At 64.7% G+C, this 25,632-nt stretch carries 22 protein-coding genes; 15 read left to right on the forward strand and 7 right to left on the reverse strand.

Features of this window, described 5'->3' with window-relative positions:
• Positions 1-270: 270 nt before the first annotated feature.
• From QQL28_RS31325 to QQL28_RS31335, 3 genes are all read right to left on the reverse strand, one after another.
• Positions 271-1,422: a caspase family protein gene (locus tag QQL28_RS31325; RefSeq protein ID WP_284271721.1), complete on the reverse strand. Its 1,152-nt coding sequence runs from the start codon at positions 1,420-1,422 to the stop codon at positions 271-273.
• A gap of 121 nt (positions 1,423-1,543) precedes the next feature.
• Positions 1,544-2,305, reverse strand: coding sequence for a cyclase family protein (locus tag QQL28_RS31330; protein ID WP_284271722.1), 762 nt, complete (start codon positions 2,303-2,305; stop codon positions 1,544-1,546).
• A 9-nt stretch (positions 2,306-2,314) separates the two neighbouring features.
• Positions 2,315-2,641, reverse strand: a complete 327-nt coding sequence (locus QQL28_RS31335; RefSeq protein WP_284271723.1) for a hypothetical protein — start codon at positions 2,639-2,641, stop codon at positions 2,315-2,317.
• Positions 2,642-2,762: 121 nt separating this feature from the next.
• Here QQL28_RS31335 and QQL28_RS31340 point away from each other — a divergent pair, with 121 nt between their 5' ends.
• A complete protein-coding gene (locus QQL28_RS31340; protein ID WP_284271724.1) occupies positions 2,763-3,800 on the forward strand; it encodes a CobW family GTP-binding protein in 1,038 nt (345 codons plus the stop codon).
• 44 nt (positions 3,801-3,844) lie between these two features.
• On the opposite strand, the gene hisC is transcribed toward QQL28_RS31340, so the two are convergent.
• Positions 3,845-4,897 (reverse strand): histidinol-phosphate transaminase, encoded by a 1,053-nt coding sequence (gene hisC / locus QQL28_RS31345; protein ID WP_284271725.1) that lies wholly within the window; start codon positions 4,895-4,897, stop codon positions 3,845-3,847.
• Between the two features lie 219 nt (positions 4,898-5,116).
• On the opposite strand from hisC, the gene QQL28_RS31350 reads away from it, so the two are divergent.
• From QQL28_RS31350 to QQL28_RS31365, 4 genes are all read left to right on the forward strand, one after another.
• Positions 5,117-6,592 (forward strand): FAD-binding oxidoreductase, encoded by a 1,476-nt coding sequence (locus QQL28_RS31350; RefSeq protein WP_284271726.1) that lies wholly within the window; start codon positions 5,117-5,119, stop codon positions 6,590-6,592.
• 141 nt (positions 6,593-6,733) lie between these two features.
• On the forward strand, positions 6,734-7,396 hold the full coding sequence (locus QQL28_RS31355; RefSeq protein ID WP_284271727.1) for a TetR/AcrR family transcriptional regulator: 663 nt from the start codon (positions 6,734-6,736) through the stop codon (positions 7,394-7,396).
• Positions 7,393-10,074, forward strand: a complete 2,682-nt coding sequence (locus QQL28_RS31360; RefSeq protein WP_284271728.1) for a molybdopterin-dependent oxidoreductase — start codon at positions 7,393-7,395, stop codon at positions 10,072-10,074. The genes QQL28_RS31355 and QQL28_RS31360 overlap by 4 nt, the downstream gene beginning before the upstream one ends.
• A complete protein-coding gene (locus QQL28_RS31365) occupies positions 10,071-10,997 on the forward strand; it encodes an FAD binding domain-containing protein (RefSeq protein ID WP_284271729.1) in 927 nt (308 codons plus the stop codon). The genes QQL28_RS31360 and QQL28_RS31365 overlap by 4 nt, the downstream gene beginning before the upstream one ends.
• A gap of 18 nt (positions 10,998-11,015) precedes the next feature.
• On the opposite strand, the gene QQL28_RS31370 is transcribed toward QQL28_RS31365, so the two are convergent.
• A complete protein-coding gene (locus QQL28_RS31370; RefSeq protein ID WP_284271730.1) occupies positions 11,016-11,798 on the reverse strand; it encodes an IclR family transcriptional regulator in 783 nt (260 codons plus the stop codon).
• Between the two features lie 180 nt (positions 11,799-11,978).
• Here QQL28_RS31370 and QQL28_RS31375 point away from each other — a divergent pair, with 180 nt between their 5' ends.
• The 10 genes from QQL28_RS31375 (at position 11,979) to QQL28_RS31420 (ending at position 22,619) form a co-directional block, all read left to right on the forward strand.
• Positions 11,979-13,151, forward strand: coding sequence for an aminotransferase class V-fold PLP-dependent enzyme (locus QQL28_RS31375; RefSeq protein WP_284271731.1), 1,173 nt, complete (start codon positions 11,979-11,981; stop codon positions 13,149-13,151).
• Positions 13,152-13,180: 29 nt separating this feature from the next.
• Entirely contained in the window at positions 13,181-14,083 is a 903-nt protein-coding gene (locus QQL28_RS31380) for an amino acid ABC transporter substrate-binding protein (protein WP_284271732.1), read from the forward strand.
• Positions 14,084-14,147: 64 nt separating this feature from the next.
• On the forward strand, positions 14,148-14,942 hold the full coding sequence (locus QQL28_RS31385) for an amino acid ABC transporter permease (RefSeq protein ID WP_284271733.1): 795 nt from the start codon (positions 14,148-14,150) through the stop codon (positions 14,940-14,942).
• Positions 14,939-15,634: an amino acid ABC transporter permease gene (locus tag QQL28_RS31390; protein ID WP_284271734.1), complete on the forward strand. Its 696-nt coding sequence runs from the start codon at positions 14,939-14,941 to the stop codon at positions 15,632-15,634. Before QQL28_RS31385 ends, QQL28_RS31390 begins: the two co-directional genes overlap by 4 nt.
• A 35-nt stretch (positions 15,635-15,669) precedes the next feature.
• A complete protein-coding gene (locus QQL28_RS31395; RefSeq protein WP_284271735.1) occupies positions 15,670-16,440 on the forward strand; it encodes an amino acid ABC transporter ATP-binding protein in 771 nt (256 codons plus the stop codon).
• Between the two features lie 278 nt (positions 16,441-16,718).
• Entirely contained in the window at positions 16,719-17,570 is an 852-nt protein-coding gene (locus tag QQL28_RS31400) for a 3-hydroxybutyryl-CoA dehydrogenase (RefSeq protein ID WP_284271736.1), read from the forward strand.
• 315 nt (positions 17,571-17,885) lie between these two features.
• Entirely contained in the window at positions 17,886-19,343 is a 1,458-nt protein-coding gene (ccoG, locus tag QQL28_RS31405; RefSeq protein ID WP_284271737.1) for a cytochrome c oxidase accessory protein CcoG, read from the forward strand.
• Between the two features lie 52 nt (positions 19,344-19,395).
• On the forward strand, positions 19,396-19,860 hold the full coding sequence (locus tag QQL28_RS31410) for a group III truncated hemoglobin (protein WP_284271852.1): 465 nt from the start codon (positions 19,396-19,398) through the stop codon (positions 19,858-19,860).
• A 266-nt stretch (positions 19,861-20,126) separates the two neighbouring features.
• On the forward strand, positions 20,127-20,780 hold the full coding sequence (locus QQL28_RS31415; protein WP_284271738.1) for a QcrA and Rieske domain-containing protein: 654 nt from the start codon (positions 20,127-20,129) through the stop codon (positions 20,778-20,780).
• Positions 20,781-20,891: 111 nt separating this feature from the next.
• Complete coding sequence (locus QQL28_RS31420; RefSeq protein WP_284271739.1) at positions 20,892-22,619, forward strand: methanol/ethanol family PQQ-dependent dehydrogenase; 1,728 nt, start codon at positions 20,892-20,894, stop codon at positions 22,617-22,619.
• 74 nt (positions 22,620-22,693) lie between these two features.
• Here the strand turns inward: QQL28_RS31420 and QQL28_RS31425 are convergent, their stop codons facing one another.
• Positions 22,694-25,009 (reverse strand): xanthine dehydrogenase family protein molybdopterin-binding subunit, encoded by a 2,316-nt coding sequence (locus tag QQL28_RS31425; RefSeq protein WP_284271740.1) that lies wholly within the window; start codon positions 25,007-25,009, stop codon positions 22,694-22,696.
• Positions 25,010-25,011: 2 nt separating this feature from the next.
• Positions 25,012-25,464: a (2Fe-2S)-binding protein gene (locus QQL28_RS31430; RefSeq protein ID WP_284271741.1), complete on the reverse strand. Its 453-nt coding sequence runs from the start codon at positions 25,462-25,464 to the stop codon at positions 25,012-25,014.
• Between the last annotated feature and the right edge of the window lie 168 nt (positions 25,465-25,632).

Raw genomic sequence — 25,632 nt, forward strand, 5'->3', positions numbered from 1 at the left:
TCCCGCGAGAGTCCTTTGAAACGTGCGCGATCTTGCACAGCACGGGTAAAGGGCGGGTTAGACCGGTTCCGTGCGGGGGGCCTCGGAGGTCGTGCGAAACTCGCATTTCTACTGGCGTGGCGGGCGGTTGAGGCGACGTTAAGGATAGCGGTCGCGGCAGGTGGCCGTTTGCGACGTCAATTTCGCAAGATCGGCGCCATTACGCTCTGCTAACTATGTGGAGCGGGGGACGAGGTGTCGTTTGCGGTTTCGACGCCTAGGTCCTGGGTCTCATTGCAAGGCGCGCTTCCAGTAGCCGGTGCCCAGCTTGCCGGTGATGACGGCGGTGGCATCGCGGATTTCGTAGGAGCCGGCGTCGGCATAACCCGAGAGTCCCTTCAAGGCGTGCAGCGACCAATGGCCGTTCATGGCGGCAATCGTGCCTTCATGCGCCGGCGCGGCGCGCCGCCCTTCGGCGTGGAACGCATAGGTGCCATCGCCCATGATGCGCCACGTCCAGCGCGACATCCCGCGATCGTTCGGCACCATGATCTCCCAGGTGCCGACCAGTGCGGGGTCGATGACCGATGCGACCGGAGCCGGCGCCGCCGCGACTGCCGGTGAGGCATTCGCCTGTTTCGTGACCTCTTGCTCGGCCGCGGACGGCGCGCCCGCGAGATAGATCGCCCGGCGCGAGAGCGAGCCGTAGACGAAGGGCTGCTGCTCGTTGCGTGTTGCCTCCATGACGTCGTCACGTACGTTGCGGAACATGAAGGTGATCTCGACACCCGGTGTCTCGATGTTGTGCAACAGCGCCGTGGTGAACGGGCTGTTGCGGCCGTCGCCGTCGAGCGCGGTTGTGCCGTCGCGCGCGGCATAGGCGACGAGGACGTTGCCGGCTGGCTCGATACGGCCGAGGCCGTTCGTCGCCGTCGCACGCAATGCCAGCGACCGCTGCATCTTCGCGGCGAACGGGTTGTTGCGACAGGCGTCGAGGATGACGAGGCCGAGGCTCGCGGTGCTCGTGACCTGCAACATCACGCTGCGCAGGCTGATTGCCTCGTTGGCCGCGTCGGTGTCCTTCTTCAATTCGGCATCGACCGGGATCAGCCAGTTCTCGCCGCTGATTTCCATGCCGTGGCCGGCGAAATACACCGCCGCCATGTCGGCGCCCGCCGCATCGCGGCCGAGCGTAATCAGGCCGCGACGCATCTCGTCGAACGAGGCGTTGCCGATGAGGGTGACCGCGAAGCCGAGACGCCTGAACGCGTTCGCGACATCGCCGGCATCGTTCGGCGGATTGGGCAGCGCCGGCACGCTTTTGTAGGCGCCGTTGCCGATCACCAGCGCCACGCGCTTGCCGTCGGCCGCCGCGGGAGCCGGCGCGCCGCCCGCGAGCGCAGCGGCAATGACTAATCCAAGAAAAAGCCGGCGCCGGTTCATGGCGCATCATACAGCGGCGCGAGCGACGCGGCTATTAGGGTCAGCCCCCATCCCGCTGCTGGTGATGTGGACCCGGCCAGCGCGCGGGCGGTGTCTCCGCCCGCGCGCCGATGCGACCGCGTCACGTAATGGCGATCGGGCAGCCGTTGCTTCCCGTGGCGCCCTTGATGGGGGCCGGGGCGAAGCAATAGACGAACTGGTACTTCTTGTCGGCGATCAGCTCGTCGAAGATTAGGTTCTCGTGGTTGTGGATGCCGTGCTTGGTTTGCAGCTCGGCATGCACCACGAAGGCGAGCGACTTGTCGGGATTCGGCACCACCTCGACCGCCCAGGTGTCGGCCGCGGTGAGCGCGAGGTCCTTTTCGATCACCCATCGCGCCGCGTCGAGGCCAATGCCAGGCTCGCCGCTGTTGAAGCGATCATTGTTCTTCATCCATAGCGAACCCCATCCGGTATGGAACATGATCGCGTCGCCGGGCTTGATGTCGCTCTCCGACATGTTCTGCTTGGCCAGCGCCGCCTTGATGTCGGCTGACGTGATCTCCTGGCCGGCGTCCATCATGCCGCCCTTGAGCGCGACCATGTCGACGAGATGGGCACGGGTGAACAGCGGCTTGAGCTTCTCGACGCCGAGCTTCTTCAGGCCGTAGGCGTCGCTGATCTCTGCCGCGGTATGACCGTTGTAGAACCGCATCTCGCTCTTGTCGCCGTCCTTGCCGAGCTGGATGCCGATGTGGCCGAGGCCGTCGAATTGCGTGCCGGTCTGGCCGATCTCGGTGGAGAGAAACTCGTCGTGATAGACGAGCTTGTTGTCGCCGAACGGGCCGCCGGTCGGGCCGCCTGGAATGCGCAGCGTGAAGGCGCGCGGACCGAACAGCGGCATGCCGCCCTCCTAGACGCGGCCGATCTTGTAGATCTTGCCGTCCTTGATCCATTTCGCCGCGTCGAGAACTTTTTCCGGGGTGATGTGGTTGGAGGCGCCTGCCTCGTCATCCTTGCCCCATTTTGAGGGCCACCACGGCTTGTCCGTTCCCTTGGGCATTGAGGTCGGAGTCTGCGCCTGGGCTTCGCTGACCGGCGCGAGCGAGAACTTGCCATGCATCGTGCCCGCGAGCGCGGCCCCTGCAGCGCCGGCGAGGCCTGCCGTGCGGAGCAAGGTCCGACGATCGGTCGTGGTCATTCCGCCCTGCAGTTCTTCGCCCTTGATTTCATTAGGCATTTCACTCTCCCAGGTTGCGGCCCAGAGAAGCCGGGCTCTAAAATTGTTTTCGCCATGCTCCTCCTACGTTAGGTTGTTGTCCAGCGACAAAAATAAGACGGCAAAAGGTGAGGGTGCGCCGATGAGCCTGTTCGAGAGCGACAAATCCGCCGCGCGCCTTCCGGTGTCGTTGATCACCGGCTTTCTCGGTAGTGGAAAGACGACGCTGCTCAATCACTTGCTGCGCCACAGCGACATGAGGGACAGCGCGGTCATCATCAACGAATACGGTGAAGTCAGCCTCGATCATCTCCTCGTCGAGCGCATTGACGGCGAGGTGGCCGTGCTCGCGAGCGGCTGCATCTGTTGCACCGTCCGCAGCGACCTCGAGGAGACGCTGCGTGGGCTCCTGGTGCGGCGTGACCGCCACGAAGTGCCGCCGTTCCGCCGCATCCTCATCGAGACCACGGGTCTCGCCGATCCCGCGCCGATCGTGCAGTTACTCCTGAACAATCCGCTGGTCTCGCATTTCCTGCGGCTCGATGCCGTCGTGACCACGGTGGACGCCGTTAACGCGGAGCATCAGCTCGATCGTCAGTTCGAGGCGGTGAAGCAGGTCGCGCTCGCCGACCGGCTGCTGATCACCAAGTCTGATCTCGCCGGCGATACCGCCGCGCTGGAAGCGCGCCTGCGCCGGCTCAATCCCGGTGCCGGAATAGAACGGGTGGCGCATGGCGAGATCGATCCGGCGCGGCTGTTTGGCGCCGGCCTCATCGATCCCGAGAAGAAGACGATCGATGTCGCGCGCTGGCTCAACGAGGAGGCCTTCGTGAGGCACCGTGACTCTGTCCACGCGCACGCCGGCCACGCCCACGACCATGGCCATCACCATCACGATGCATCGATCGCCAGCTTCATGCTTGCCTTCGACGAACCGCTCGACTGGATGGCGGTCTCGAACTGGCTTGCGCATCTGCGCTCCGGGCGAGGCGAGGACCTGCTGCGCGTCAAGGGGATTCTCAACCTCAGCGGCGAGCCGGCGCCGGTCGCGATCCACGGCGTGCACCACGTTTTCCATCCGCCGGTGGCGCTCGCGAAATGGCCCGACGCCGACCGCCGCTCGCGCATCGTGTTCATCACCCGCAACATCGCGCGCGACGAGGTGCTTGCGCTCTGGTAGGCCGTGCGCCCAGCGGCGTGAGCAATCCCGGACTGGCCGCGCGGTCAGACGAGGCCGCGCAGCTCGGCGATCAGCCGGCCGCACTCTTCCTCCGTGCCGATCGTGATGCGCAGGAAGTTCTCGATGCGCTGCCTTTTGAAATGCCGGACCAGGACGCCGCGCTGGCGGAGCGCAGCCGCAAGATCCGCGCCGCCTTGGCTCCGATGGCGCGCGAAGACGAAGTTTGCCTGCGACGGCAACACCTCGAAGCCGAGCCCTGCGAGCTCACGCGTCAGCGTTTCGCGGTTCGCCATGATGCGGCTACGCGTCACCTGAAACCACGCATCGTCCTCGATGGCCGCTGCGGCGCCGGCAAGCGCAAGGCAATCGATGGGGTAGGAGTTGAAACTGTCCTTCACCCGCTCCAGCGCCTCGATCAGCGGCCGCTGCCCGATCGCAAAGCCGACCCGCAGGCCGGCGAGCGCCCGCGATTTCGAGAAGGTCTGAATGACCAGCAGATTGTCGTGGCGTGCAACGAGCGGCACGGCGCTCTCGGCGCCGAAATCGACATAGGCTTCATCGACCACCACGAGTTGGTCCGGATGCTCGGTGAGCAATGCCGCGATCGCCTCGCGCGGAAGGGCGCTGCCGGTCGGCGCGTTCGGATTGGAGAGAAGGATCGCGCTGCATGGCTGTCGGTAGTCGGCGATCTGCACCCGCATCTCGGCATCGAGCGGCACTTCCTCGTGAGCGATCCCATAGAGGCCGCAATAGACCGGGTAGAAGCTGTAGGTGATGTCGGGAAACAGAAGCGGCGCATCGTGCTTCAACAGCGCCTGGAAGGTATGGGCCAATACCTCGTCCGACCCGTTGCCGACGAACACCTCCTCGGGCGCGACCTTGTAGTGGGCGGCAATCGTCTCGCGCAGGTGCGATGCCCGCGGATCGGGATAGAGGCGCAGTCGCTCCACTGCCGAAGCGACGGCCGCGAGCACGCGCGGCGAGGGCGGATAGGGATTCTCGTTGGTGTTGAGCTTGACGACGCCGTCCCGCTTGGGCTGCTCGCCCGGCACGTAGGGCGACAAGGTGTGGACGACGGGACTCCAGAAGCGGCTCATGATCTCGGACCTGGGGGAATGATCCGATCACAGTAGGATATGCCGGGCGTCGGCGGAAGTCCGCTCGTGTTCGAAGCTCGAACCTGATCTGCGCAAACGTCGGAGGTCAGCACGTTCCTGCGAGCGAAGGCTTCATGCTAGGGTTGGCATCCAAGGTCGAATACGACCGACAACAACAAAGGCCGGCGCGTTCAAGCCAGGCTCCAAAGAGAGGAACACATGCCAGGTGCAGCCCTTCCCATTGATCCCTCCGTTCCAGGCGCCCCAGTGACGGCGGCCATCCTCGACAACTTGCGGAGGATCGTGGGTGACAAGGGGCTGATCCTGGAGGAGCACGACAAGCAGCCCTTCGTGACCGAGTGGCGCGGGACGCTGGTCGGGAAGGCTGCTGCGATCGTGCGTCCGGCCAATACGGCAGAGGTCTCCGCGGTCGTGAAGCTCTGCTACGACAACGGCATCGCCATCGTGCCACAGGGCGGCAACACCGGTTTGATGGGCGGTGCGACGCCATGGCCAACTCACCGCGGCATCCTGCTGTCGCTCGGCCGCATGAACCACGTGCTCAACGTCGATCCGGTCGGCTATTCCATGACAGTGGAGGCGGGCTGCATCCTCGAGACGATCCAGGAGACAGCAGCGCACCACGACCGCTTCTTTCCGCTCAGCCTCGGCTCGCAGGGCTCATGCATGATCGGGGGCAACCTCTCCACCAATGCCGGCGGCGTGCAGGTGCTGCGCTACGGCAATGCGCGCAACCTGGTCCTGGGCCTCGAGGTCGTGCTGCCGAACGGTGAGGTCTGGGACGGGCTGCGCGCGCTGAAGAAGGACAACACCGGCTACGACCTCAAGAATCTCTTCATGGGCGCCGAAGGCACGCTCGGCATCATCACCAAGGCGGTGCTGAAGCTCTGGCCGGCGCCGAAGGACGTGTGCACGGCATGGCTGGCGATCCGCGATCCGCAGGCCGCCATCGAGATCCTCTCGGAAGCATATGGCGCCTCCGACGACAATGTCGGCTCCTGCGAGCTCATGAGCCGCGCCGGCATCGACATGGTGCTGCGTCACATCCCCGGCACCCAGGATCCGCTCAAGGCGGAGACCCCATGGTATCTCCTGCTCGAATGGTCGTCCTCCCGGCCACGGCTGGACGGCAGCGCGGGCATGTCGGAGAAGATGGAGCAGTTCCTGGCCGATCAGCTGGAGGCGGGCCGCGTGCTGGACGCGGTGATCGCGCAGACGCAGGCGCAGTCGCGCAACATGTGGCGCATTCGCGAAAGCAAGGCCGAAGCCAACCGCGCCGAGGGGCCGAGCTTGAGCTACGACGTGTCGGTTGCGATCTCCAGAATCCCTGAATTCATCGACAAGGGCCTCAAGGCCGTCCTCGACATCCTGCCGACGATCCGGCCCTATCCTCTCGGCCATATCGGAGACGGCAATCTGCATTTCTCCTTCATGGGCCCGATCGGCATGGACCGGGCGACGCTCGCGCAATATTCCGCAGCGATCACCCGGGCGGTGAACGATCTTGTCGCCTCCATGGGCGGTTCGATCTCGGCAGAGCATGGCATCGGCATCGAGAAGATCGACGAGCTCTCGCACTACCGCTCGAAGACCGAGCTCGACGTCATGCGCACGATCAAGCGGGCGCTCGATCCGAAGAACATCATGAACCCCGGCAAGATCCTGCGGCTCTGATCAGCGTCGGGCACACCGCAGCAGGTCGGTGAAAAAGGCGAGGAGAGGCTATCGTTGCTGCTTGCTCGATAGCGACGGTGTGACGCGGGCGCTCACCAAATCGCGATTTGACAGTTCTCCATATTTTGTCAAAATCGACAAATGGGACCGAAAACGCGCATCCTCGATGCGACGATGCTGGTGTTTCGCCGCCACGGCTTTCGCCGCTCCTCGATCGAGCAGGTGGCCGAGGCCGCCGGCCTGACGCGGCAGGCGCTCTATCATCATTTCGAATCCAAGGAAGCGCTGTTCCGGGCCGTCATCGCGCGCGTGCACGAGACCGCCCTTGCGGCCGAGGAAGCCGCAATCGGCGCGGCGGAGAAGGCGGGCCGCGGCTTCGCCGACATCCTCGTCGCCGGCATGACGGCACGGATGCAGGCCATGATCGCGTCCTTCGACGGCTCGCCACATATCGAGGAGCTGTATTCCGAGCACCTCGTGCATGGCCGCGACCTCTATCAGAGATATGCCGCGCTCTATGCGGAACGGCTGGTCGCGACGATCGCGCGGATTGCGCGCAAGCAGAAGCTTGTGCTGCCGCAGGGCCTGTCGCCGGCCGAGTTCGCGCGGCTCGTCGAAATGGCCGTGCACGGATCGAAGTCGCAGCATCCGGCGATGCAGCCGGCAGAGGCCTTCCTGAAAGACATGGCGTTGATGGTGCGGACGCTCTGCGCAGGCGCTGTGCCGAAGGCGCAGGAGCAGCCCGCGAGCAAGGCAGTGACCAGAGAGCGACCCTCACGCAGCAAAGCCGGAGCACGTCCATGAATACGATGACCATCAACGGCCGCGTCGAGCCCTTGCCTGACGATCCGGATGCGCTGCTCATCGACGTCGTGCGCGATCAGCTCGGTCTCACCGGCACCAAGCTCGTCTGCGGTGGCGGCGTCTGCGGCGCCTGCACGGTGCTCGTCGACGGCGTGCCGGTCACGAGCTGCCTGATGCCGGCGCGCGCCGCCGTCGGAAAATCCGTGACGACGGTGGAAGGCATTGGCGCACCGGAGCTGCACCCGGTGCAGAAGGCGTTCATGGCGCATGATGCCTTGCAATGCGGCTTCTGCACGCCCGGCTTCATCGTGGAAGCGGCTGGGTTCTGCGATCGCTGGCGCGCGGCGAAGGGGACTGCCGTGCCCTCGCGCGAGGAGATCGGCGCGGCGCTGTCGGGCCATCTCTGCCGCTGCGGCGCCTATGACGCGATCTATCGCGCGGTGGCGGATGCCTGTGCCGGCCGCTTCGACGGCGACAATTTCGCAAGTCCACGCATCGAGGCGCGCGACAAGGTGACGGGCGCGGCAAAGTACACGGTAGATGTCAGGCATGACGGCCAGCTCGAGGGCGTGATCCTGCGTTCGCGTGACGCGCATGCGCGCATCGCAGCGCTCGATCTTGCTCCGGCGCGCGCTCTATCCGGCGTCATTGCAGTGTCGCTGCTGTCCGACGATCGCATCGTGCGCTATGTCGGCGAGCCGATCGCGGCGGTCGCAGCGAGGGACCGCAAGACCGCGCTCGCGGCGCTCGCCGCGATCAAGCTGACCAGCGAACCGCTGCCCGCGGTGATCGGGCTCGATGCGGCGCGGAAGGATGATGCGCCCGTGGTGTTCGACCGGGCGAGCCGCAAGAAAGCGGGCAATGTCTCGGAAGCGGCGGGCGGGCCGGCGCCATGGAAGCAGAACGTTCGCGGGCCGACCTCGGTATTTGCCAGGCGCGCCAAGCGGGCGCGGAACTGGGTGAATGAGGCGCGCCAGGCGAACAACCGTCTTCTCGTCGAGGGGACTTTCCGCACCGGCACGCAGCAGCATGCCTGTCTCGAGCCGCATGCCGCGGTTGCGCGTTTCGATGGCGCGGAGTTGACGGTGCACGCCTCCTCCCAATGGGTGGTCCATCTGAAGGAGCAGATCGCAAAGCGCTTCAAGCTCGATCCTGCGCGCGTCCGCGTGATCGCCGATCATATCGGCGGCGGCTTCGGCTCGAAGGCGGGCATCGGCGCCGAGACGATTGCTGCGGTCGAGCTCGCGCGCGCGGCGAATGCGCCGGTAAGGGTTGCCTATGACCGTCATGAAGAATTGTCGGTCGCCGGCTATCGACCGGCCGCGGAGGTGAAGGTCGCCCTGCTGCCCTCCGACCGGGGCGAGTTGAAAGCACTGTCGGTCACGGCGCATGCCGATACGGGCGCTGCGATCAACTCGACGATCGCGGGTCTGGCGCGGCTGATGTATCCGGCCGAGGCCAAGGACCTGTCGGATTTCGACGTCATCAGCAATCTGCCGCCGGGCGCCGCGTTCCGCGGGCCCGGCGGTCCGCCGATGGCATTCGCGGTCGAGCAGGCGGTCGACGAGGCCGCCCTCCGGCTCGCCGTCGATCCGATTGCCTTGCGCAAGCGCTGGGATCCGGATCCCAATCGGCAAAGGCTCTATGACTGGGCCTTGAGCCTCGACATCTGGCGCAATCGGACGTCGGTGCAGACCGGCCGCTATCGCCGCGGTGTTGGCGTGGCGACAGGCTACTGGTTCTATCTCTGGCAGCCCAAGGTCAAGGTCGAGGTTGCGGTCAAGGGTGGCCGCATCGTCGCATCGACTGCGACGCAGGATATCGGGACCGGCACCCGCAGCGTCCTGGCTGAAACGGTCGCGCGCGAATTCGATATCGAGGCGAGCGAGGTCGAGGTTCGCATCGGCGACTCTTCGCTGCCCGAAGGCCCTGGCTCCGGTGGCAGCCGTGTCACCGCCTCGGTGCTGCCGCCGACGCTCACGGCGATCCAGAAATTGAAAGCCGCGATCCTCGATCAGGCCACGCGCAAGCCGGCACCGGGCTCGAATGCGCCTTGGCGCGAGCTGATCGCGCGCTCGGGAGATATCGCTATCTCGGAGACGCGTGGCGAGGACGGCAAGAACACAGCGCCCGGCATCCGCTCGCCGCTGAAGGACCTCGGGCTTCTCGGCGTGGTGTTCGGCTGGATGATGCGGCGCAACTCCAACATCGTCATAGGCGCCGGCGTGCCCAGCTCAGTGCAGGTGATCGAGGTCGAAGTCGACACCTGGCTCGGCCATGTGCGCGTGCTCAACGTGCACACCGGACTTGCGGTCGGGAAAATCGCGGCGCCTCAGCTCGCACACAGCCAGGCCTGCGGCGCGATCATCCAGGGGCTTGGCTATGCGCTCTACGAGGCGCGCGAGGTCGATCCGCTCAGCGGCGAGGTCCTGACCGCGGGCATGGAGGATTATCGTATCCCCGGCATTGCGGATACGCCCGAGATCGACGTGCATTTCGACGAGGCCGGTTTTGATCACGTGCTCGGCAACAGTGTCGGCATCGGTGAGGTGGCGACGGTGCCGACATCGCCTGCCGTCGCGAACGCGATTTTCAATGCGATTGGCGTTCGCCTCGCCGAAATTCCGATCCGGCCCGACCGTATCGTCGCCGCCTTGAAGGGGAGGACCGCGGCATGAGCGCATCGTCGCCAACAATCGCGGGTAGCGTGCCCGAATTCCGCGCCGCCGGTACCGATCTGTCCGAGCGCCGCCGCAGCGGGGTGTCTCGTGGGCCCATCGTCGATCTCCCCGTGACGTCAGGCACGATCGGGATCGACTGGGCTGCGGACGGTTCGGCCCGCATCGGCGCTTCCACCACGATCTCGGCCATCGCGTCCGATCAACGCATCCGGGATGCCTATCCCGGTATCGCCGGAGCCGCGCAAGGCCTCGCCACGCCGCAGATCCGGCATCTGGCAACGCTCGGCGGCAACCTCGCCCAGCGTTCGCGCTGCTGGTATTTCCGCAATCCGCAGATCGGCTGTCTCAAGAAGGGCGGCTCCGGTTGCCCGGCGCGATCGGGCAATCATCTCTATCACGCAGTCTTCGATCTCGGGCCTTGCGTGGCCCCGCATCCGTCGACCATGGCCATGGCGCTGCTCGCCTATGATGCGACGATCGCGACAGACCACCGTAGCCGGTTGTCGATACCCGATCTGCTTGGTAACGGCACCAACGGCGCCGCGGATAATGCGCTCGAGCCGGGCGAAAGGATCGAGGCCATCTCATTTCCCGCGCCGCTCGCCTCCGAGCGCGCGGACTACAAGCGCGCCATCAGCCGCACCTATGCCGAATGGCCGCTGGTCGAAATCTGCGCGCGCGCTTTGGTATCCGGCGGCATCTTCCAGCACGTCCGCATCGCCGCCGGCGGCATCGCCCCGGTGCCGCTGCGGCTGACGGCATGCGAGGCGGCGTTGGAGGGAAAGCCGGCAAACGCGGAAGTTATTGCGCAAGCCGCGCAGCTCGCGACATCAGGTGCAAAGCCGCTGCCGATGACCGGATACAAGCTCGAGCTGCTGGTTGGCCTGGTGCGGGACGTGATGGAGCGAATTGCGAAGTAGGTTGGCCGTCCCCCGCACTCATCCAGCGTCATCATCGTCCTGCAGGATCGTTTCTGACAGGAGCGCTGCGGCCTTCTGGAGCGGGGCGATGAAACGGTCGAGCTCGGCAAAGCTCACGCGCGCCGCCGGGACGGAGACGCCGAGGCACGCAATCAGCTCGCGGTCCGGCGACAGGATCGGAACCGCACAGCCAACCACGCCCTTGACGTATTCCTCGTTGGTCTTTGCCCATCCGCGCCGGCGCGTCTCCTCGAGCACGTCCAGCAGGGTGTCGCAGTCTGCGATCGTCGTGTCCGTAAATTTCGTCAGCGCAAGCGCGCGGCACAGCTTCTCGCGTGCTTTCTCGGGCAAGCGGCTCATGTAGATCTTGCCTGTCGAGGTGCAGTGCAGCGGCGCCGCTTCGCCCGGATTGAATTGCAGTCCCTGTGGTTGCGAGACGCGGACGCTGTCGACATAGGCCACCATGTTGTCGCGCACGACGCCGATCTCGCATTGCTCGCCGATTTCGCCGGCGACTGCGCGCAGCACGGCATGCCGGCGCGCGGTGCGGAATGCTGCGCCGATGACCTTGGCGGCGAGGGTCACGAGCTGATTGCCGACCACGTAGCGCTTGGTCCCGAGCGCCTTCTGGAGGAGTCCGCGTTCCTCGAGGTTTCCGATCAACCGGTGCGCGGTCGGAAGCGGCAGGGCGAGCGCCTCGGCGATCTCCGCGACCGACACGGCTTTGGTTTGACCGGCGACGTGCCCGACGATGGCAAAGGCGCGGTCGAGTGGTCCGTCGGTCTTGGCTTGCTCCGCCATTCGCGTTTCCTTCTGTCGATTAACAAATTATCATTTTTCGGAATAAAAACTACTGAAATATGAAAAATAGATTAGACGATTTCCCCTCGCTGCTCATATCGTTGGCTTCGCCGACCGGTGACCAGGATTTGTGCAGCGCAAAATTGGTCCCACCGGCGATGCGCCGAACAGGAGAGTGGGATGTCAGGTCATTACGACGTCGATGCCGTGCGGAAGGAATTTCCGGCTGCCGAGCGGATGACCTATCTCGACTCCGGATTCCAGGCGCCGCTCGCGCGCCCCGTGAAGGCGGCGATCGACCTCTTTCTCCGCGAGGGCCTCGAGACAGCCGGCCCGAAGAGCGTGTGGCTCGACCGCGTCGAGCAGACGCGCGCCAAGGTCGCGCGCTTCCTCGGCGTGTCCGCCGACGAGATCGCCTTCACCAAGAACACGTCGGAAAGCATGAACATTGCCGCGAACGCCCTGCGGCTGCGGGCGGGCGACAATGTCCTGATGGTTCACGGCGATCACCCGAACAACGCATACGCCTTCCTCAATCTTCAACGGAAGGGTGTCGAGGTGCGCTTCGTGCCGATGACCGATGTGGTGGATGCGGCGAGCTTTCGTCCTCACATCGATACGAACACCCGCGCGATCTCGATGTCGCATGTGACCTTTCACGCCGGCCACCGCTTCGATATCGAAAGCGTCGGTGGCCTGTGCGCGGAGAAGGGCCTCCATTTCATCGTCGACGTGATGCAGGCGATCGGCGTGGTGCCGATCGATGCAAAGGCCATACGCGCGAGCTTCATCGGATCCGGCAGTCACAAGGGCCTGCTCGTTCCCCAGGGACTCGGGCTCCTTTATTGGGACAGCGCGCATGCGGAGCTCGAGCCCGCTTATCTCGCTGCCGCAAGCCTTGCGGAGATCCCGGCCGATCTCATCGCCCGCCCGGACAAGCTTACGCCGGCTCCGAGCGCCCGCCGCTTCGAGCTCGGCAATTTCAATCTTCCGGCAATCCACGCGCTTGGCGCCTCGCTCGACCTGATCGCGCAGATCGGCGTCGAGAACATCCAGAACCACTGCTTCGATCTTGGTGATCATCTCATCGCAGCGCTCGATGCGCTCGATATCCGGCTCGTCGGTCCGCGCGAGCGGAAGCACCGCGCGCCGCACATCTACGTCGTCGCGTTGCCTGCGGCCGAATGGCTCGGCTACTTCGAAGAGAACGGCGTGCGCGTTTCGCCGGAACGGGACGGCATTCGCGTGTCGTTCGGCATGTTCAACACGTCAGCGGATGTCGATCGCCTGATCGAGCTCATCCGCCGGCGCGGTGTGAAGACATCATCCAAGGTAGCTGAGAAGGCCGCCTAGGCCGGAGATAAGAGAGGAGGGTGCAGGACATGAGGAATTTTGCACGGATGCTGGGGGCCCTGTCGGGCCTTGCGGCGGTCGCCGCCATGGTCGAGGCGTCGGCCGCGGCCGACAGCCCGACGCTGGCCAAGATCAAGTCCAGCGGCGCGATCACGATCGGCCACCGCGAGGCGTCGATCCCGTTCTCTTACCTCGGCCCCGACCAGAAGCCGATCGGCTTCTCGCTCGATCTCTGCGCCGCCATCGTCGAGCGCATCAAGACGGAGCTCAATCTGCCCAATCTCACCGTCAACTACACGCCGGTGAACTCGTCCAACCGGATTCCGCTGATCCAGAGCGGCACCGTCGATATCGAATGCGGCGGAACGGCCAACGACAAGAAGCGGCAGGAGCAGGTGTCGTTCTCGGTGACGACTTTCGTCAGCCAGCCGCGCTGGCTGGTCAAGGCCGACAGCGGCCTGAAGACCGCCGGCGATCTCAAGGCCAAGACCATCGTCGTCACGCAGGGCTCCAACGCGATCGGCTTCGCGCAAGGCGTGAACGCCAAGGAGCAGCTCGGTCTCAACATCGTCCAGGCCAAGGATCATGCGGAATCTTTCCTGATGCTGAACACCGGACGCGCCGCGGCCTTCATGGAAGACGATATCCTTCTCGCAGGCCTCAAGGCCGCAGCACCGAAGCCGGATGCGCTGATCTTCCTTCCCGAAGGTTATGCGAGGGTCTATTACGGGCTGATGTTCACGAAGGGCGATGCCGGCTTCAAGGCGCTCGTCGACGACGTTCTCTCCAAGCAAATGGCGTCGGGCCAGTTCGAGAAGACCTACACGAAATGGTTCACCAGGCCGATCCCGCCCAAGGGTGAGAATCTCGCGTTTCCGCTCACCGACACGCTGATGGAACGGATCGCGCAGCCCAGCGACGCGGTCGACTGACCGGAAACGCCGCGGGACTTGATCATGGTCGCCTTCGCTCGCACCGGTAACTCTGAGGTTTGCGATGTTCGGAGTGCTTTTTGAACAGACGGCGGATGGCCAGCGCTACATCGACTGGCTTCTCACGGGCCTCGGCTGGACGCTGGCGCTGGCCTTCTTCGGCTGGTGGATCGCCTTCGCCGTCGGTGTCGTCGTCGGGATCGGCCGCACCGTGCAGAACCGGTTCGTGGCGGCGCTTGCACGGCTCTATGTCGAGATCTTCCGGAACATCCCGGTGCTGGTGCAGATGTTTCTCTGGTACTTCGTGCTGCCGGAGATTCTTCCGGGCCGGCTCGGCGACGCCATCAAGCAGATCCCGCCGCCCTGGGGATCGTTCTTCCCTGCGCTGGTGTGCCTCGGTCTCTACACCGCCGCCCGCATCGCCGAGCAGGTGCGTGCGGGCATCGAGGCGTTGCCGAAGGGACAGACCGAGGCGGCAAATGCGCTGGGCCTCACTCCCCATCTGACCTATCGCCACGTCATCGTCCCGCAGGCGCTGCGGCTTATCGTGCCGAGCCTGACCAGCGAGGTCATGGGCATCTACAAGAACACCTCCGTGGCGCTCACGATCGGCCTGATGGAGCTGACGGCGCAGGCGCGGCAGATCAGCGAAGCGACCTTCCAGACCTTCACCGCCTTCGGTGCCGCGACGCTGATCTATCTCGTGCTCGCGCTCATCGCCTATCAATCGATGATGCTGATCGACAGGGCCGTGCGCATCCCGGGCTCCACGCCGGCGAAGGATGCGATCGAGCCGGCTCTGGCGGACGACGTGCAGCCGGGCGCCGCCTTGCCCCACGGGATGGAGGTCGTGAAATGAACAGCCTCGATTTCTCGATCCTCGTTCAGGCCTGGCCCTATCTCTGGTCGGGCCTGCTGTTCTCCCTCGCACTGACCGTCGCAGCTTTCGTCGTCGGCATGCTGCTGGGGACCTGCTTCGCCCTCGTGCAGCACTTCGAGCTGCCTGTCGTCAGCCAGATCGTGCGCAGCTACATCGCATTGATCCGCTCGATCCCGCTGATCCTCGTGCTGTTCTGGTTCTTCTTCCTGGTGCCGATCGTGCTCGGGCACCTCTATGGCAACGGCCGTCCGATTCCGATCGGCGCCACCTGGACGGCCTTCATCACCTTCGGCCTGTTCGAGGCAGCCTACTATTCCGAGATCATTCGCGTCGGATTGCGCGCGGTGAACAAGGGGCAGTTCGAAGCCTGCCAGGCGCTTGCCTTGTCCACCTTCGATACCTATCGATGCGTGATCCTGCCGCAGGTGATCCGGGTCGCGAGCCCGATCATCCTGAGCCAGACCATCATCCTGTTCCAGGACACCTCGCTCGTTTACGTGCTCTCGCTGACCGATCTCCTCGGCGCGGCCTCGAAGCTCGCGCAGCTCAACGGCCGGCTCGTCGAGATGTATCTCGTGGTGGCGATGGTCTATCTCGCCATCAGTTCGGCGGCGTCGCAGTGCGTCGCATCGCTCCGGCGGCGATACGCCCTCGGCGGAGCGCACCGCTAGCGAAACCGGCTCGGAAAACAGAGAGGGAGACCAAAATGCGACAGCAAGGCGCAGTGAGCCCGAGCGATGGTACTTCCGCGATCGTCGTCGTGGAGAAATTGATGAAGCGGTTCGGGCGCTTTACGGCGCTGAATGACGTCAACCTGACCGTCGCGAAGGGCGAGAAGATCGTTCTGTGCGGCCCCTCCGGCTCCGGTAAGTCGACCCTGATCCGCTGCATCAACCACATCGAGAAGCACGACGGCGGCCGGATCGTGGTCGACGGTGTGGAGCTGATGGATCGCATGGCCGATATCAACAGCGTTCGCTGCGAGGTCGGCATGGTGTTCCAGAGTTTTAACCTGTTTCCGCATCTCTCGGTCGTCGAGAACTGCATGCTGGCGCCGATGAAGGTGCGAGGGCTCTCGCGTGCCGAGGCGCACGAGCGCGCGATGGGCCTGCTCAGGAAGGTCCGCATCGACGGTCAGGCGGACAAATATCCCGCGCAGCTCTCGGGCGGCCAGCAGCAGCGCGTCGCCATCGCTCGCGCGCTGTGCATGCAGCCGAAGATCATGCTGTTCGACGAGCCGACCTCCGCGCTCGATCCCGAGATGGTCAAGGAGGTGCTGGACACGATGGTGCAGCTCGCAGGCGAGGGCATGACCATGGTGTGCGTGACCCACGAAATGGGCTTTGCGCGCGAGGTCGCCGACCGCGTCGTGTTCATGGACCAGGGCAGCATCGTCGAAGAGGGAGAGCCTGCGAGTTTCTTCCGCGCGCCTCGCACGGAGCGCGCAAGGGGCTTTCTCAACCAGATCATCCACTAGAGGCGATGTGGCCGCGGGGGGCGCCCGCGCCGGGTCTTTCCGGTGCCCTCCGCACCCGCAGGCTGACCAGGGCACATAGCTCGGGCCAAACAGGCCGCGAGAACGCCAAATCATGCCGTCTGCAATGCAAGAGGCGGCTTTATTCCCGCCATGGATGCTTTAAGGAAGGGCCTATCAGGGGCCAGGTCGGCCGCCCGCTTGCGGTGCGCGATCCTGGTTCAGGCAAAAGGGGTCGGGCCGGTTGGGCTCGCCCGACAAGATGAGAGGGATTTGAAGCAATGATCCAAACCGTTGGTATCATCGGGGCCGGCACCATGGGGAACGGCATCGCCCAGATTTGTGCCGCGGCCGGGCTTTCGGTCTTGATGGTCGATATCTCCGATGCGGCGGTCAACCGCGGGATTGCGACCGTCGGCGGCAGCCTGGAGCGCCTGGTCAAGAAGGAGAAGATGTCGGCGGCCGATCGCGAGGCGACGCTCAAGCGCATCACCGGCACGACCGACCGCGCCAAGCTCGCCGACTGCGACCTCGTGATCGAGGCCGCCACGGAAAATGAAGAACTTAAGGTCAAGATCCTCAAGGATCTCTGCGCGACGCTGTCGCCGCGCACGCTGATCGCCACCAACACCTCGTCGATCTCGATCACCAAGCTCGCCGCCGCGACCGATCGTCCCGATCGCTTCATCGGCATGCATTTCTTCAACCCGGTGCCGGTGATGCAACTGCTGGAGCTGATCCGCGGTTTGCAGACCTCCGACGACACCCACGCCAAGGCGCTCGATTTCGCCCAGCGCGTCGGCAAGGTCGCGATCACGGCCAAGAACAGCCCGGGCTTCGCCGTCAACCGCATCCTGTGCCCGATGATCAACGAGGCGATCTTCGCCCTTCAGGAGGGGATCGCGACGGCCGAGGAAATCGACGCCGGCATGAAGCTCGGCTGCAACCACCCGATCGGGCCGCTGGCGCTCGCCGATCTCGTCGGGCTCGACACCATGCTGTCGGTGATGGAGGTCTTCTACAAAGGCTTCAACGACCCGAAATATCGGCCGGCGCCCTTGCTCAAGGAAATGGTCGATGCCGGCCATCTCGGCCGCAAGACCGGCCAGGGCTTCTACACCTACGGCGCCTGACGGCGCCGACGCCTGCGGCTATATCGGGGGCGGCGCCTGACTGGCGTCGCCCCTTTTGCCTTGCGGTCGAGCATCGGTTCCCGCCGGCGACGGAAACTCAATTCATCCCGGAGTTTGCGCCCCGTCAAACAGGACGGCGCAGCCGGCCTGTACTGATCATGCGAAGCCTTCGCAAAAGCTGGTGACGCGGAGCGAGAGTGAAGAGCTCGCGCCGGGGCGGACGCTTTTGAAGCCGTCGATGATCGCACCGGAGGTGAAAAGCGCGCTCGGCTTGGCCGAGGTGAATTGAACCGGCAGACCGAGAACCCTTCCGCGATGACCGTCATCGAAATCGACCATTCCCGCACCCGCGCCAAGGGCGCCGTGGCCGGTGCAAGCAAGCCGGCCAAGGCCCGCGTCAAGCGGGCCGGGCCGATCGGGCCGCAAGCCGTCTCAGGGCGCATGCGGCGGATCAAATGGGCCATCCTCGTCCTGACGCTGTCGATCTATTACGTCACGCCGTTCCTGCGCTGGGACCGCGGGCAGAACGCGCCCGATCAGGCGGTGCTGCTCGATTTCGAGCATGGCCGGCTCTACGCCTTCTTCATCGAGATCTGGCCGCAGGACCTCTATCTCGTCACGGGTCTGCTCATCCTCGCCTCGGTCATCCTGATCCTGGCGAACGCGCTTGCTGGGCGGGTGTGGTGTGGCTTCGCCTGTCCGCAAACGGTTTGGACCGACCTGTTCCTCCTGGTCGAACGCCTCATTGAAGGCGACCGGCGGGAGCGGCTGAAGAGCATGAATGTTCCGCTGACTCTCGCGAAGGCACTCCGGATCGGCATCAAGCACAGCGCCTGGCTGCTGATCTCGCTGATGACGGGCGGCACGCTGATCTTCTATTTCACGGATGCGCCCGACCTCGTTCGCGCGTTTGCAGGCGGCGACGTCTCCGCGACGGCTCTGACCTGGATCGCCGTCTTCACCGGGACGACCTATGGCCTTGCGGGATTCGCGCGCGAGCAGGTCTGCACGTTCATGTGCCCCTGGCCGCGGTTACAGGGGGCCATCTGGGATCCGGAAGCCTTCACGGTCAACTATCGCGACTATCGGGGCGAGGAGCGCATGTCGGCCAAGAAGGCCACGGAACTTCGCGCGCGCGGCGCGGCCGCCGGCGACTGCGTCGATTGCGGCCTGTGCGTCAACGTCTGTCCGATCGGGATCGACATTCGCGAGGGGCCGAATTTCGCCTGCATCAATTGCGGGCTCTGCGTCGATGCCTGCGACAGCGTCATGACCAGGCTCGATCGCCCCCGCGGCCTGATCGATTATGAAAGCTGGCGCAATATCGAGCGGGGCCATCGCGGCGAGGCCCGTGGCTCCCGGCTGGTGCGCCCGAAGACCATCGCGCTCGCGGTCGTCAGCGTCGGATTGGCGGCCGGCCTGGTCGGATTGCTGGCAACCAAGGCCACGGGCGCGATAGCGGTGCTGCACGACCGCGATCCCCTGGCCGTGATCCTGTCCGACGGTTCGGTCAGAAATGCCTACACCGTCAAGCTTCTCAACAAGACAAGTGTCGCCCACCACTACACTTTGGCGATAAAAGGCATAGATGCCAGCTTGAGCATCGTCGGTCGCGACGATGGAACTCCCATCACGGTCGAGCCGGACGGCTCGGAATCGCTGCGTGTCACCCTGACCACAGCGAGTCCGAAGGACGCCGATGTGGTTTTCATCGCCAGCGACGAGACCGGAGGGTCGGTGCTGTCGACCGCCGACAAGTTCGTGGCCCGCTGAAGAACCCGGAACGAGAGGACTTGGAACAACGCGAATGGATACCGAGAACGAGATGTCTGACCGGATGACGGTCGATCGCAAAGCGGCGGCGGAGCGGCGCAGCCTGCTGGCGCAGGACGTGATGGAGCGAACCGGGATCAGCGAGGCGATGATCGGGGAACTCGTCACGAGGTTTTATGGCCGCGTGCGCGAGGACGCGTTGCTCGGTCCGGTGTTCGCGGTCGTAAAGAACTGGGAGGAGCATCTTTCCAAGCTGCGCGATTTCTGGTCGTCGGTGGTGCTGACCACCGGGCGTTATCACGGCCAGCCGATGCGGGCGCATCTGCCACTCGGCCTGATCGGCGATCATTTCGATCGCTGGCTCGATCTGTTCGAGCAGACCGCGCGCGAGGTCTGCCCGCCGGTCGCAGCGGCTCTGTTCATCGACAGGGCGCGGCGCATTGCCGACAGCTTTGAAATGGCGGCGGCGACGCAAAGCGGACGCATGTTCACACCGCGTCACATGCTGCGCTCTTGAACACGATATGCCTGCCTGACAAACGTGCAGACATCTTGAATTGAATCTGCAACGCGCTGCGCGATGGCGCGTCGCACCAATTCCAACATGATTAGTCTGGTCTGCAAAATGATCATGACCTATCGCGCATCTTGACGTTGCAATCGCGAAAACGCCGGTGAATGCGCATTTTCGCATTCAATCAAAGCGAGCATCATGAGAATGATGCACTGCGGCGCAAATCCTTCGCCTTCTTTTTGGCAGACTTCCAGCGCCTGTTGGCGTGCATGACGCATTCAACGCACGGCACGTCATCTCCATCCTCCGACAACCCTGCGGAACCTGAATCCTGCGTCTGTGCGGCGCAGACGCGACGGACGCTGCTGATCGGTGCACTCGCCACCACGGCCTGCTTTGCTGGCTCCGGGCACGCTGCCGCGGGCGAAGATCCGCCCGGCGCCGACGAGCGGCCACAGAAGGGCGATGTGCTGGTGTTCTCCGAGGGCGATCAGGAAGGCAAGCTCGTCACGTTCACGGATCTTCCGCTCGGTGGCCCGCCAGTACACGCCTGGCCAAAGGATCCCAAGACATCGGTGGTGCGCAGCGCCTCGCGCCTCAACGAGATCCTGATCATCCGGCTCGATCCCGCCGGGCTCGACGATCAGACGCGCGCGCGTGCGCAGGACGGCATCGTCGCTTATTCGGCGATCTGCAGCCATGCCGGCTGTCCGGTCACCGCCTGGGTCAAGAGCGACGTCGGCGACAAGGAGGTGTTCAAGTGCATGTGCCACAACTCCGAATACGATCCGCGACAGGGCGCGCAGGTCGTGTTCGGGCCGGCGCCGCGCCGGCTTGCAGCGTTGCCGCTGGCGCTCAGTGACGGCTCGCTCACGGTGGCCGGCAATTTCATCGGAAAGGTAGGTGGCCAGCAGCCAGGGTGATCAGCCGCGGGTGTATCCCGCGCCAGAAGAGGTCGCGTCCGCAGGCGTGCGGGCGAGGAGACAAACAAGCTTCAAGAATTCAACAGCAAGAATTCAAAAGGGGAAACGTCCATGACCACTAAGCAATGGTTGTTGTCCGGCTTCGTCGCCTTCACCTGCATCGTCTCGACCTCCGCGGGCGCCGGTCCGATCGAGAGTTACGCGCCAGTCACCTCGCAGCGTCTGGAAAATCCGGAACCCGGCAACTGGATGCTCTATAGGCGCACCTATGATGGGCAGGGCTTTAGCCCGCTCGACCAGATCAACACCAGCAACGTCAAGGATCTCACGCCGGTCTGGACCTTCGCCACCGGCGTGATCGAGGGCCATGAGGCGCCGCCGATCGTCAATAATGGCGTGATGTTCGTGGCAACGCCGATGGGGCAGGTGATCGCGCTGAACGCCAAGACCGGCGACGAATATTGGCGCTACAAGCGGCAGCTCCCTGACGATCTGTTCCAGCTCCATCCGACCAGCCGCGGCGTCGGGCTATGGGACGACAAGCTCTATCTTGCCACCACCGACGACCACGTCGTCGCGCTCGACGCCAAGACCGGCAAGGTAGTCTGGGATACGAAGGTGCAGGACTACAAGAAGGGCCAGTACATGACCCTGATGCCGCTTATCGTCGACGGCAAGGTTATCGTCGGCGGCTCCGGCGGCGAGCTCGGCGTGCGCGGTTACGTCGCCGCATACGATGCCAAGGACGGCAAGGAATTGTGGCGCACCTTCACCATTCCAGGCGAGGGCGAGCCCGGTCACGATACCTGGCAGGGCGACGACTGGAAGACCGGCGGCGGCTCGGCCTGGATGACCGGCACCTACGACAAGGATTTGAAGACGATCTACTGGGGCGTCGGCAACGCCGCGCCATGGCCCGGCGATAGCCACCCCGGCGATAATCTCTACACCTCCTCGGTGATCGCGCTCGATCCGGCCAACGGCAAGATCAAGACCTATCACCAGTACCACCAGAACGATTCCTGGGACTGGGACGAGGTCGACGCGCCGATGCTGGTGGACCTGCAACGCGACGGCCGCTCGATCAAGAGCCTGATCCATCCGGGACGCGATGCGATCTTCTGGGTGCTCGAGCGCACGCCGACCAAGATCAACTACGTCGCCGGCTGGCCGTTCGTCTCCACCGACGTCTGGAAGGGCATCGATGCCGAGAGTGGCCGACCGATCGTTGATCCCGCGCATAAGCCTGTGATCGGCAAGCGCGTCGAGTTCTGCCCGTCGCTGTGGGGCGGCAAGGACTGGCCCTCGGCGTCCTACAGCCAGAAGACCGGCCTCGTCTACGTTCCCGCCAACGAGAACTTCTGCGGCGGCTTCACCGGCGAGAAGGTGGCGCTCAAGCCCGGCGAGCTCTGGCTCGGCACCAAGCCGGAAGATATCGGCCTGAAGGCGAAGCCCGGTGCGGATCATTTCGGCGAGCTCCAGGCCTGGGATCCCGCGACCGGCAAGAAGGTGTGGCAGCATGACTTCCCGAAGTCGCAGCTGTTCGGATCGGTGACGGCGACGGCAGGCGATCTCGTCTTGGCCGGCGGCACCAACGACCGCTACTTCCGCGCCTTCAACGCCAAGACCGGCGAGCTACTGTGGCAGCAGAAAACCAACTCCGGCATCATGGGCATGCCGATCTCCTACGAGATCGACGGCACGCAATATGTAGCGATCCAGTCCGGCTGGGGCGTCGACGCGCAACGCATCCAGGATGCGCTTGCGACCAACAACATCGGCATTGAGGCCAACGTGCCGCAGGGCGGCGTGGTCTGGGTGTTCGCGCTGAAGAAGTAGGGCCTCAAGCGGCGCGGCCAGGGGGGAGTAGCAAATGCGGCGGACGGAAACGTCCGCCGCATTTCTGCTTGTGCTTACGCCTCCAATTGCTTGCCGATCGGCAAGGAGCGGATGCGCTTGCCGGTCGCGGCGAAGATCGCGTTGATCAGCGCCGGCGCGAACGGCGGCACGCCAGGCTCGCCGACGCCGCTCGGCGGCGTGTCGGGCCCTGGTGGCACGATATGGACGTTGGTCACCAGCGGAGACTCGTCCATCCGGATCACCGGGAAGTCGTCATAGTTCTTCTGCTGGACCTTGCCGTCCTTGAAGGTGATCTCGCCATATTTGGCGAGACTCAGGCCCATGATCGCAGCGCCCTCGATCTGGGACTGGATGCGTTCGGGATTGACGAAGGTGCCGCAGTCGATGGCGGTGTCGACCCGCGGGATCGTCAGCTTGCCCTTGTCGTCGACGGCCACTTCCACGATCGTCGCGATGTAGCTGACGAAGCTGCGGTGTGCGGCGATGCCGAGGCCATGGCCCTTCGGCACCTGCCGGCCCCATTCGCCCTTCTCGGCGACCAGCTCGACCACCTTGCGCAGACGCGCGGTGTCGATCGGGTAGCTGTCATAGGGCTCGCCATAGTTCCAGAGGTCCTTGACCGAGGCCAGCTTGACGATGCGGGGCGAGCCGATCAGCTCGAGCAGCATGTCCTTCTGATCGCGGCCGGTGGCCTGCGCGATTTCGCCGACCATCGACTGCACGGCGAAGGCGCGCGGGATGTTGGAGACCGAGCGGAACCAGCCGATCCTGGTATAGGCGGCCGCTTCCGGATTCTCGCAGGAGATGTTGGCGATCTCGAAGGGCATGTCGACGAGGCCCATGCCGAGCTCGAACGAGGCCTGATGCACGGTCCCTGCCGCAAACGTCGAGGCGATGCTGGGGGCGACGCTGCGGTGGCGCCATGCGATCACCTTGCCGCTCTTGTCGAGACCCGCCTCGATGCGCTCGACCGAGACGGTGTGCAGGAAGCCGTTGTGGAGGTCGTCCTCGCGCGTCCACTGCACCTTCACGGGCGCGCCGAGCTCCTTGGAGAGCAGGGCGGCCTCGAGCGCATAGTCGCATTTCGACTTGCGCCCAAAGCCGCCGCCGAGCAGCGTCACATTCACGGTGACGTTCTCTTCCGGGATTCCGAGCGTCTTGGCGACGTCCTCGCGGGTGCCGCCCGGGCTCTGCACCGGCGCCCAGATCTCCGCCTTGTCGCCCTTGACGTCGGCAACCGCCACCGGCGGCTCCATGCTGACATGGGCGAGGTGAGGGACGTAGTACTCGCCGACGATCACCTTGTCGGCGCTCTTCAGCGCCGCATCCGCATCGCCCTCCTTGCGAACGACGAGACCGGGCTTGCGCGCAGCCTCCTCGAGTTCCTTGCGGTAGGCGACCGACTCGTATTTGCCGTTCGGCCCGTCGTCCCAGACGATCTTCAGCGCATCGCGGCCCTTGATCGCCGCACCCGTATTGCGGGCGATCACCGCCACGCCGCCGAGCGGCTGGAATTTCGAGGGCCACGGCCAGCCGCGCACCTGCATCACCTTCTCGACGCCCGAGACCTTCATCGCGTCGGCCGGGTCGAACGATACCAGCTTGCCGCCGGTCACCGGCGGGCGCGCGATGACGGCGTATTTCATGCCGGGCAGCCGCACGTCGGCGCCGTAGCCTGCCTTCCCCGTGGTGATGTCGTGGAGGTCGACGATGCTGATCTGGCCCTTGGTGAGATAGCGGAAATCCTTGGGGGCCTTCAGCTTCAGGCTGTCGACGCTCGGCAGGGATTCCTTGGCTGCATCGGCTGCGAGCTCGCCGAAGCCGAGCTTGCGTCCGCTCGCGCTGTGAACGACCTCGTGATTGACCGCCTTCACCTCCGTCGCCGGCACGCCCCAGCGCTTGGCTGCAGCCTGCTCCAGCATGATGCGTGCGGAGGCGCCGATCTGGCGCATCGGGATCAGATAGTGCCGCGTGCTGCGGGAGCCGTCGGTGTCCTGGTTGCCGAACTTGACCTCGTCACCATGGGCCTGCTGGACCTTGACCTTCGACCAGTCGGCTTCCATCTCCTCGGCGACGATCAGCGGCAGGCTGGTGCGCACGCCGGTGCCCATCTCCGAGCGATGCGCGACGATGGTGACGATGCCGTCGGGCGCGACCGCGACGAACACGCGCGGGTCGACCACGACGCCGTGCGGCATCTTCCCGGCGCCGGTCTCATAGGCGAAGGCCTGGCGCGACATCACGGGTGCGGCGAGCACGAAGCCGCCGGTGACGCCCAGTCCCTTCAGGATGCTGCGGCGGGAAACCTTCTCGATCCTGACATGCTTCTCGAAGCCGCGAAGCTTCTTTGGGTTGTCGATGAAATTCATGGTCACACCCCCGTCGATGCGAGATGGACGGCGTTCTCGATGCGCTGGTAGCAGCCGCAGCGGCAGATGTTGCCCGCCATCGCCTCGCGGATCTGGTCATGTGACGGCTTTGCATTGTCCATCAGCAGCGCCGCGGCCTGCATGATCTGGCCGGCCTGGCAGAAGCCGCATTGGGGAACGTTGACCTGGCGCCACGCTTTCTGCACGGGATGATCGCCGTTCGGATGCAGGCCTTCGATGGTGGTGACCTCGCGGCCCGCAACGTCATTGACCGAAGTGATGCAAGAGCGCACCGCTTCCTTGTCGACGATGACGGTGCAGGCGCCGCACAGCGCCTGGCCGCAGCCGAATTTGGTGCCGGTCAGCCCGACCTCGTCGCGGAGAAACCAGAGCAGCGGAAGATCCGGGTCGCCATCCCAGCTTTGTTCCTGGCCGTTGATTTTTATCTTGATCATGATCGTTTCTCGCTCTTCTTAAGCCGATGATCCGATGGGCGTGATTGATTGGTGTGGCGGCGCCCGCATCCCCTGCTTCCGCAAGCCCAGGCAACTCCCGGGACGGAGGGAATGACGACGGGCGATGTCTGGAATGTGCTCGATACCTCCCGGTCGATTCTTATTTGA

Origin of the sequence: Bradyrhizobium iriomotense (genome assembly GCF_030160715.1) — a bacterium.
Lineage (GTDB): Bacteria > Pseudomonadota > Alphaproteobacteria > Rhizobiales > Xanthobacteraceae > Bradyrhizobium > Bradyrhizobium iriomotense.

Coding starts and splice junctions, on each gene's coding strand:
- QQL28_RS31430 (WP_284271741.1), bottom strand. CDS start 25,464: ATGATCAAGATAAAAATCAACGGCCAGGAACAAAGCTGGGATGGCGAC.
- ccoG (WP_284271737.1), top strand. CDS start 17,886: ATGACCGTCATCGAAATCGACCATTCCCGCACCCGCGCCAAGGGCGCC.
- QQL28_RS31415 (WP_284271738.1), top strand. CDS start 20,127: ATGACGCATTCAACGCACGGCACGTCATCTCCATCCTCCGACAACCCT.
- QQL28_RS31390 (WP_284271734.1), top strand. CDS start 14,939: ATGAACAGCCTCGATTTCTCGATCCTCGTTCAGGCCTGGCCCTATCTC.
- QQL28_RS31355 (WP_284271727.1), top strand. CDS start 6,734: ATGGGACCGAAAACGCGCATCCTCGATGCGACGATGCTGGTGTTTCGC.
- QQL28_RS31410 (WP_284271852.1), top strand. CDS start 19,396: ATGTCTGACCGGATGACGGTCGATCGCAAAGCGGCGGCGGAGCGGCGC.
- QQL28_RS31335 (WP_284271723.1), bottom strand. CDS start 2,641: ATGCCTAATGAAATCAAGGGCGAAGAACTGCAGGGCGGAATGACCACG.
- QQL28_RS31375 (WP_284271731.1), top strand. CDS start 11,979: ATGTCAGGTCATTACGACGTCGATGCCGTGCGGAAGGAATTTCCGGCT.
- QQL28_RS31385 (WP_284271733.1), top strand. CDS start 14,148: ATGTTCGGAGTGCTTTTTGAACAGACGGCGGATGGCCAGCGCTACATC.
- QQL28_RS31420 (WP_284271739.1), top strand. CDS start 20,892: ATGACCACTAAGCAATGGTTGTTGTCCGGCTTCGTCGCCTTCACCTGC.
- QQL28_RS31325 (WP_284271721.1), bottom strand. CDS start 1,422: ATGAACCGGCGCCGGCTTTTTCTTGGATTAGTCATTGCCGCTGCGCTC.
- QQL28_RS31330 (WP_284271722.1), bottom strand. CDS start 2,305: ATGCCGCTGTTCGGTCCGCGCGCCTTCACGCTGCGCATTCCAGGCGGC.
- QQL28_RS31425 (WP_284271740.1), bottom strand. CDS start 25,009: ATGAATTTCATCGACAACCCAAAGAAGCTTCGCGGCTTCGAGAAGCAT.
- QQL28_RS31400 (WP_284271736.1), top strand. CDS start 16,719: ATGATCCAAACCGTTGGTATCATCGGGGCCGGCACCATGGGGAACGGC.
- QQL28_RS31360 (WP_284271728.1), top strand. CDS start 7,393: ATGAATACGATGACCATCAACGGCCGCGTCGAGCCCTTGCCTGACGAT.
- QQL28_RS31370 (WP_284271730.1), bottom strand. CDS start 11,798: ATGGCGGAGCAAGCCAAGACCGACGGACCACTCGACCGCGCCTTTGCC.
- QQL28_RS31350 (WP_284271726.1), top strand. CDS start 5,117: ATGCCAGGTGCAGCCCTTCCCATTGATCCCTCCGTTCCAGGCGCCCCA.
- QQL28_RS31395 (WP_284271735.1), top strand. CDS start 15,670: ATGCGACAGCAAGGCGCAGTGAGCCCGAGCGATGGTACTTCCGCGATC.
- QQL28_RS31340 (WP_284271724.1), top strand. CDS start 2,763: ATGAGCCTGTTCGAGAGCGACAAATCCGCCGCGCGCCTTCCGGTGTCG.
- QQL28_RS31380 (WP_284271732.1), top strand. CDS start 13,181: ATGAGGAATTTTGCACGGATGCTGGGGGCCCTGTCGGGCCTTGCGGCG.
- QQL28_RS31365 (WP_284271729.1), top strand. CDS start 10,071: ATGAGCGCATCGTCGCCAACAATCGCGGGTAGCGTGCCCGAATTCCGC.
- hisC (WP_284271725.1), bottom strand. CDS start 4,897: ATGAGCCGCTTCTGGAGTCCCGTCGTCCACACCTTGTCGCCCTACGTG.